This window comes from Mycobacterium sp. E3298 (assembly GCF_001666895.1).
Classification (GTDB): Bacteria; Actinomycetota; Actinomycetes; order Mycobacteriales; family Mycobacteriaceae; genus Mycobacterium.
Genome location: NZ_LZJB01000081.1, coordinates 1 through 5,777, shown reverse-complemented (window position 1 = coordinate 5,777; position 5,777 = coordinate 1). Strand labels below are relative to the sequence as shown.

The window sequence follows — 5,777 nt, the reverse complement described above, 5'->3', positions numbered from 1 at the left end:
CCACGTTGGCGGTGTTCCACACGGTCTTGAGGGCCTCGCGCCCACCCGATAACAGCCAGCTGCGGGTGTCGGTCCGGTGCCGCAATTCGTCGATCTCCTGGCGGCTGCGCACCAGCAACCGCGAAAGCACGGCGAGCGCGACGGCTTCGATCACGGCGATGCCGGCCAAGACGTAGACCGCGATATGCAGCGCATCACCCACGCAAGCATCCTGCCAAGGCCCCGATGGCTTGCGGTTGTCGGGCCTGTGTGCGGTGTCTAGTGTTAGGTCCGACCGCCGCGGGTAGTGAGTCTCTAGAGCCAACGACTTCGGAGGTGCGGGCTTGGCTGACGGCGGGGACAACTCTTCGAACAAGCTGGTGATCTTCGGCATCACCGGCGATCTGGCGCGCAAGATGACCTACCGCGCCTTATACCGCCTCGAGGCCCGCAAGTTGCTCGACGTCCCGATCGTCGGCGTGGCCAGCGACGACATGCCGCTCGAGAAGCTGGTCGAGCGCGCCCGCGAGGCCATCAAGGCCTCCGGCGAGAAGTTCGACGACGCGGTCTTCGACCGGCTCGCGGCCCGGCTGTCCTATCTGCACGGCGATGTCACCGACGAAGAGCTGTACGGCCGGCTCGCGAAGAAGATCGGCAAGGATTGCCGCCCGCTGTACTACCTGGAAATGCCGCCGTCCCTGTTCGCGCCGATCGTCGAAAACCTCGCCAAGGCCGACCTGCTGGAATGCAGCCGCGTCGCGGTGGAAAAGCCGTTCGGCCATGACCTGGCCTCGGCGCGCGACCTCAACGCCCGGCTGCGTGCGGTGCTCGACGAGGACCAGATCCTGCGGGTGGACCACTTCCTGGGCAAGCAGCCCGTCGAAGAGCTGCAATACCTGCGCTTCGCGAACAACGCCCTGGCCAAGCTGTGGGACCGCGACAGCATTTCCGAAATCCACATCACCATGGCCGAGGATTTCGGCATCGAGGACCGCGGCAAGTTCTACGACGCGGTGGGCACGCTGCGCGACGTCGTGCAGAACCATCTGCTGCAGGTGCTCGCGCTGGTCGCGATGGAGCCCCCGGTCGGTCCCAGCGCCGACGACCTGAACGACAAGAAGGCCGAGGTGTTCCGGGCGATGCCGGCCCTGGATCCCGAGCGGTGCGTGCGCGGCCAGTACCGCGGCTACACCGACGTCGACGGGGTGGCCAAGGATTCGCAGACCGAGACCTACATCGCGCTGCGGACCGAGATCGACAACTGGCGCTGGGCCGGTGTGCCGATCTTCCTGCGCGCCGGAAAAGCACTGCCCGAGAAGGTGACCGAGGTGCGGATGTTCCTCCACCACGTTCCGGGATTCTCGTTTCTGCCGAACCGCCGGCCACCCGAGCCCAACCAGATCGTGCTGCGCATCGATCCCGATCCCGGGATGCGGTTGCAGTTGTCGGCCCAAGTCGGCGACGGCTGGCACGACGTGCACCTGGACTCGTCGTTCGCCGAGGATCTCGGGGAAGCCGTGCGGCCCTACGAACGGCTCCTCTACGCCGCGCTCACCGGGGACCGGCAGCTCTTCGCCCGGGAAGACGCGATCGAGGAGACGTGGCGGATCGTGCAGCCCGTGCTGGACAAGCCGAGCCGCATCCACCACTACGAGCAGGGCTCGTGGGGGCCCGAGGCCGCGCAGTCGCTGCTCCACGGTCATCGCAGCTGGCAGGAGCCGTGGCTGCCCAAGCGCACGTCGTCACAGTAAGGAGATCGGGAAGAGATGCAGCTCGGGATGATCGGACTCGGCCGGATGGGCGCCAACATCGTCCGCCGCGTCGCCACGGATGGACACGAATGCGTGGTCTACGACCACAACCCCGACGCGGTCAAGGCGATGGCGGGGGAGGAGAGGACCACCGGTGTGTCGTCGCTGCGGGAGCTCGCCGAGAAGCTGACCGCTCCGCGGGTCGTCTGGGTGATGGTGCCGGCGGGCACGATCACGACGGGGGTCATCGAGGAGCTGGCGAAGACGCTGGAGTCCGGCGACATCGTCATCGACGGCGGCAACTCGTACTACCGTGACGACATCAGCCACGCAAAAACCTTGTCCGAGAACGGAATTCACCTGCTCGACTGCGGCACCAGCGGTGGCGTTTGGGGCAGGGAACGCGGCTATTGCCTGATGATCGGCGGTGACGACGAGGCCTTTCTGCACGCCGAGCCGATCTTCGCCAGCGTCGCGCCCGGGGTGGACGCGGCGCCGCGCACGCCGGGCCGCGACGGCGAGGTCGACCGATCGGAAAAGGGTTACCTGCACTGTGGGCCGTCCGGCGCCGGGCACTTCGTCAAGATGGTGCACAACGGCATCGAGTACGGCATGATGGCCTCGCTCGCCGAGGGGCTCAACATCCTGCGCAACGCCGACATCGGCAAGCAGGTGCAGGAGGGTGACGCCGAAACGGCGCCGCTGTCGAATCCCGAGTTCTACCAATACGACTTCGACATCCCCGAGGTTGCCGAGGTGTGGCGCAGGGGCAGCGTGATCGGCTCCTGGCTGCTCGACCTGGCCGCGATCGCGCTGCACGATTCGCCCGACCTCAAGGAGTTCTCCGGGCGGGTTTCCGACTCCGGCGAGGGGCGGTGGACCGCCATCGCGGCGATCGACGAGGGCGTGCCGTCGCCCGTGCTGACGACCGCGCTGCAGTCGCGCTTCGCCTCGCGGTCACTCGATGACTTCGCCAATAAGGCGTTGTCGGCGATGCGCAAGCAGTTCGGCGGGCACGCCGAGAAGCCGGCCAACTAGGGGCGGGTCGCCACCGTCGGATTTAGTGGCGATCGCGAGGGCGGCCTAGCCGGGCGATGCGGGTCGCCACCGTCGGATTTAGTGGCGATCGCGAGGGCGGCCTAGCCGGGCGATGCGGGTCGCCACCGTCGGATTTAGTGGCGATCGCGAGGGCGGCCTAGCCGGGCGATGCGGGTCGCCACCGTCGGATTTAGTGGCGATCGCGAGGGCGGCCTAGCCGGGCGATGCGGGTCGCCACCGTCGGATTTAGTGGCGATCGCGAGGGCGGCCTAGCCGGGCGATGCGGGTCGCCACCGTCGGATTTAGTGGCGATCGCGAGGGCGGCGTAGCCGGGCGATGCGGGTCGCCACCGTCGGATTTGGTGGCGATCGCGAGGGCGGCGTAGCCGGGCGATGCGGGTCGCCACCGTCGGATTTGGTGGCGATCGCGAGGGCGGCGTAGCCGGGCGATGCGGGTCGCCACCGTCGGATTTGGTGGCGATCGCGAGGGCGGCGTAGCCGGGCGATGCGGGTCGCCACCGTCGGATTTGGTGGCGATCGCGAGGGCGGCGTAGCCGGGCGATGCGGGTCGCCACCGTCGGATTTGGTGGCGATCGCGAGGGCGGCGTAGCCGGGCGATGCGGGTCGCCACCGTCGGATTTGGTGGCGATCGCGAGGGCGGCGTAGCCGGGCGATGCGGGTCGCCACCGTCGGACTCAGTGGCGTTTGACGAACTTCACCACGGCGTCGCTGAACGCATCGTTGTCGTCACCGGCCGCGGTGTGCCCGGCTTTGGGCAGCTCGACGAACTCCGCGCGGGGCACCGTGGCCAGAAAGTGCCGAACGCCCTCGGGGCTCACGACGTCGGACAGCTTCCCGCGGATCAGCAGCACCGGAATCGACAGGCTCTTCGCGGCCTGCTCGAACTTCTCCGTGCGCAACTCGGGATCGTCGCCCGGCTTGGTCATGAACGCCGGATCCCAGTGCCAGTACCAGCGGCCGTCGCGGAGGCGCAGGTTCTTCTTCAACCCCTCGGGGCTGCGGGGCTTGTCCCGATACGGCAGGTAGGCGGCGACGGCGTCGGCGGCCTCCTCCAGCGAGTCGAAACCGTCGAGGCCGCTGATCATGAAATCGCGAATGCGGGCGCTGCCGCCCTTCTCGAATCGCGGCACCACGTCGACGAGGACCAGTCGGGTCACGTTTGCCGGCCCGGCCCGGTGGGCGGCGAGGATGCCGGTCAGCCCGCCCATGCTCGCCCCGATGATCATCACCGGCCGGCCGATCGCCTCGATCACCCGGAGGACGTCGGCGGTCAGGGTGTCGACGTCGTAGTCGGCGTTGGGCGCGCGATCACTGTCACCGTGTCCCCGGCTGTCGAGCGCCACGACGTGCAGGCCCTCGTCGGCCAGGATTTGACCGGTGTTTTTCCACGAATGCCGGTTCTGGCCGCCACCGTGCAGCATCAGGACGCTGGGCCGGCCCGCGCCGTCGGTCCCGCGATTCCATTCGTCGGCGACCAGGGTGATCCCGCCGGCACCGGAAAACTCGACCGTCTCGGGGGTGCTGGTGACGGTGCTCATGCGACCTGACGTTACATAGCGCGTATATGCACCGTTCGCCGGGTCGACGGCGCGATGAGTTTCCGCACCGGCCGGGGTCTATGAGGAAGACACCAACGAGCCAACAAGGAGGGCGCCGCCCATGCCATCGATCACCCCGTCGCTGTGGTTCGACCACAACTTGGAGGACGCGGCCAGGTTCTACACCTCGGTCTTCCCGAACTCCCACATCGAGGGCTTCAATCGGACCACCGAGGCCGGACCCGGCGAGCCGGGCACCGTCCTGTCCGGCAGCTTCGTGCTGGACGGCACCCGCTTCATCGGGATCAACGGCGGCCCGCACTTCCGGTTCAGCGAGGCGGTGTCCTTCACGATCCACTGCAAGGACCAGGACGAGGTCGACTACTACTGGGAACGGCTGACCGACGGCGGCGAGGAGTCGCAATGCGGCTGGTGCAAAGACCGCTTCGGCCTGAGCTGGCAGATCGTGCCGGACCGGCTTTATGAGTTGATCGGTGGTCCCGACCGGGCGCGCGCGGCGGCGGCCACGCAGGCGATGTATGGCATGCGCAAGATCGTCATCGCCGATTTGGACCGAGCCGCCGCGGAGGTATAGCGAAAATCCCTGTTGCAGCTGCAATTTGACCGCTTCGGGCATGCGGTCGGTGCGGCGTGGACCCACACGCGTTAGGTTGGTCCGTGCGGACGCGCCGAGCAGGGAGTGAACATGGGTGAACCTGGCTGGATCGACGTGCCGACCCCCGCCGGGAACCTGAAGGCACTCACCTGGGGGCCCCGTGACGCCCCCCTCGCGTTGTGCCTGCATGGTTTCCCCGACACGCCCTACGGATTTCGCAAGGTCGCTCCCCGGCTCGTGGAGGCGGGCTGGCGGGTGGTGGCACCGTTCATGCGCGGGTACGCCCCGTCCTCGATCCCGGCCGACGGCAGCTATCACGTGGGCGCGATGATGGACGACGCTCTGCGGGCCCGCGCGGCCGCCGGCGGCACCGACGCCGACGTGGTGATCGGCCACGATTGGGGCGCGATCGCCACCACCGGGCTGGCCGCCATGCCCGACAGCCCCTTCGCCAAGGCCGTGATCATGTCCGTGCCGCCGTCGGCGGCCTTCCGCCGCAAGGCCGGCGCCGGCGAGCGTGCCCGGCTGGTCGCACACCTGGCGCGCCAGCTGTTGCGCAGCTGGTACATCATGTACTTCCAATTGCCATGGCTGCCAGAGCGTTCCGAGCCTTGGGTGCTGCCGCTGCTGTGGCGTCGATGGTCGCCGGGATACCGCGCTGACGAGGATTTGCGTCACGTCGACGCGGCAATCGGAACGCCGGAAAGCTGGCGCGCGGCGCTGGGGCCCTACCGCGCCACGATCCGCAACACCCGCCCGCCCGCGCGGTATGCCGAGCTGAACGAGCTGTGGACCGAAGAGCCCGTATGGCCGTGCCTGTACCTGCATGGTCGCG

Annotated in this window: 5 protein-coding genes and 1 pseudogene; 4 read left to right on the top strand and 2 right to left on the bottom strand. The window is 68.2% G+C overall.

The window, feature by feature from the left end; all coding sequences use genetic code 11:
* Positions 1-202 (bottom strand): annotated as a pseudogene (locus A9X05_RS03690) (adenylate/guanylate cyclase domain-containing protein); the annotation flags it as partial.
* Positions 203-323: 121 nt separating this feature from the next.
* Here A9X05_RS03690 and A9X05_RS03685 point away from each other — a divergent pair.
* Together A9X05_RS03685 and gnd are read left to right on the top strand one after the other, a co-directional pair.
* A complete protein-coding gene (locus A9X05_RS03685; RefSeq protein ID WP_067749924.1) occupies positions 324-1,730 on the top strand; it encodes a glucose-6-phosphate dehydrogenase in 1,407 nt (468 codons plus the stop codon).
* A 15-nt stretch (positions 1,731-1,745) separates the two neighbouring features.
* Positions 1,746-2,768, top strand: a complete 1,023-nt coding sequence (gnd, locus tag A9X05_RS03680; RefSeq protein WP_067779237.1) for a phosphogluconate dehydrogenase (NAD(+)-dependent, decarboxylating) — start codon at positions 1,746-1,748, stop codon at positions 2,766-2,768.
* Positions 2,769-3,462: 694 nt separating this feature from the next.
* On the opposite strand, the gene A9X05_RS03675 is transcribed toward gnd, so the two are convergent.
* Positions 3,463-4,326: an alpha/beta fold hydrolase gene (locus A9X05_RS03675; RefSeq protein WP_067755958.1), complete on the bottom strand. Its 864-nt coding sequence runs from the start codon at positions 4,324-4,326 to the stop codon at positions 3,463-3,465.
* Positions 4,327-4,447: 121 nt separating this feature from the next.
* Here A9X05_RS03675 and A9X05_RS03670 point away from each other — a divergent pair, with 121 nt between their 5' ends.
* Together A9X05_RS03670 and A9X05_RS03665 are read left to right on the top strand one after the other, a co-directional pair.
* Positions 4,448-4,921 (top strand): VOC family protein, encoded by a 474-nt coding sequence (locus A9X05_RS03670; protein ID WP_067755955.1) that lies wholly within the window; start codon positions 4,448-4,450, stop codon positions 4,919-4,921.
* Between the two features lie 111 nt (positions 4,922-5,032).
* The coding region (locus tag A9X05_RS03665) for an alpha/beta fold hydrolase (RefSeq protein WP_067779235.1) at positions 5,033-5,777 on the top strand (745 nt) is incomplete at its 3' end.

Bases quoted from the DNA above. Each gene is read 5' to 3' on its own strand.
- gnd (WP_067779237.1), top strand. From the start codon at position 1,746: ATGCAGCTCGGGATGATCGGACTCGGCCGGATGGGCGCCAACATCGTC.
- A9X05_RS03675 (WP_067755958.1), bottom strand. From the start codon at position 4,326: ATGAGCACCGTCACCAGCACCCCCGAGACGGTCGAGTTTTCCGGTGCC.
- A9X05_RS03670 (WP_067755955.1), top strand. From the start codon at position 4,448: ATGCCATCGATCACCCCGTCGCTGTGGTTCGACCACAACTTGGAGGAC.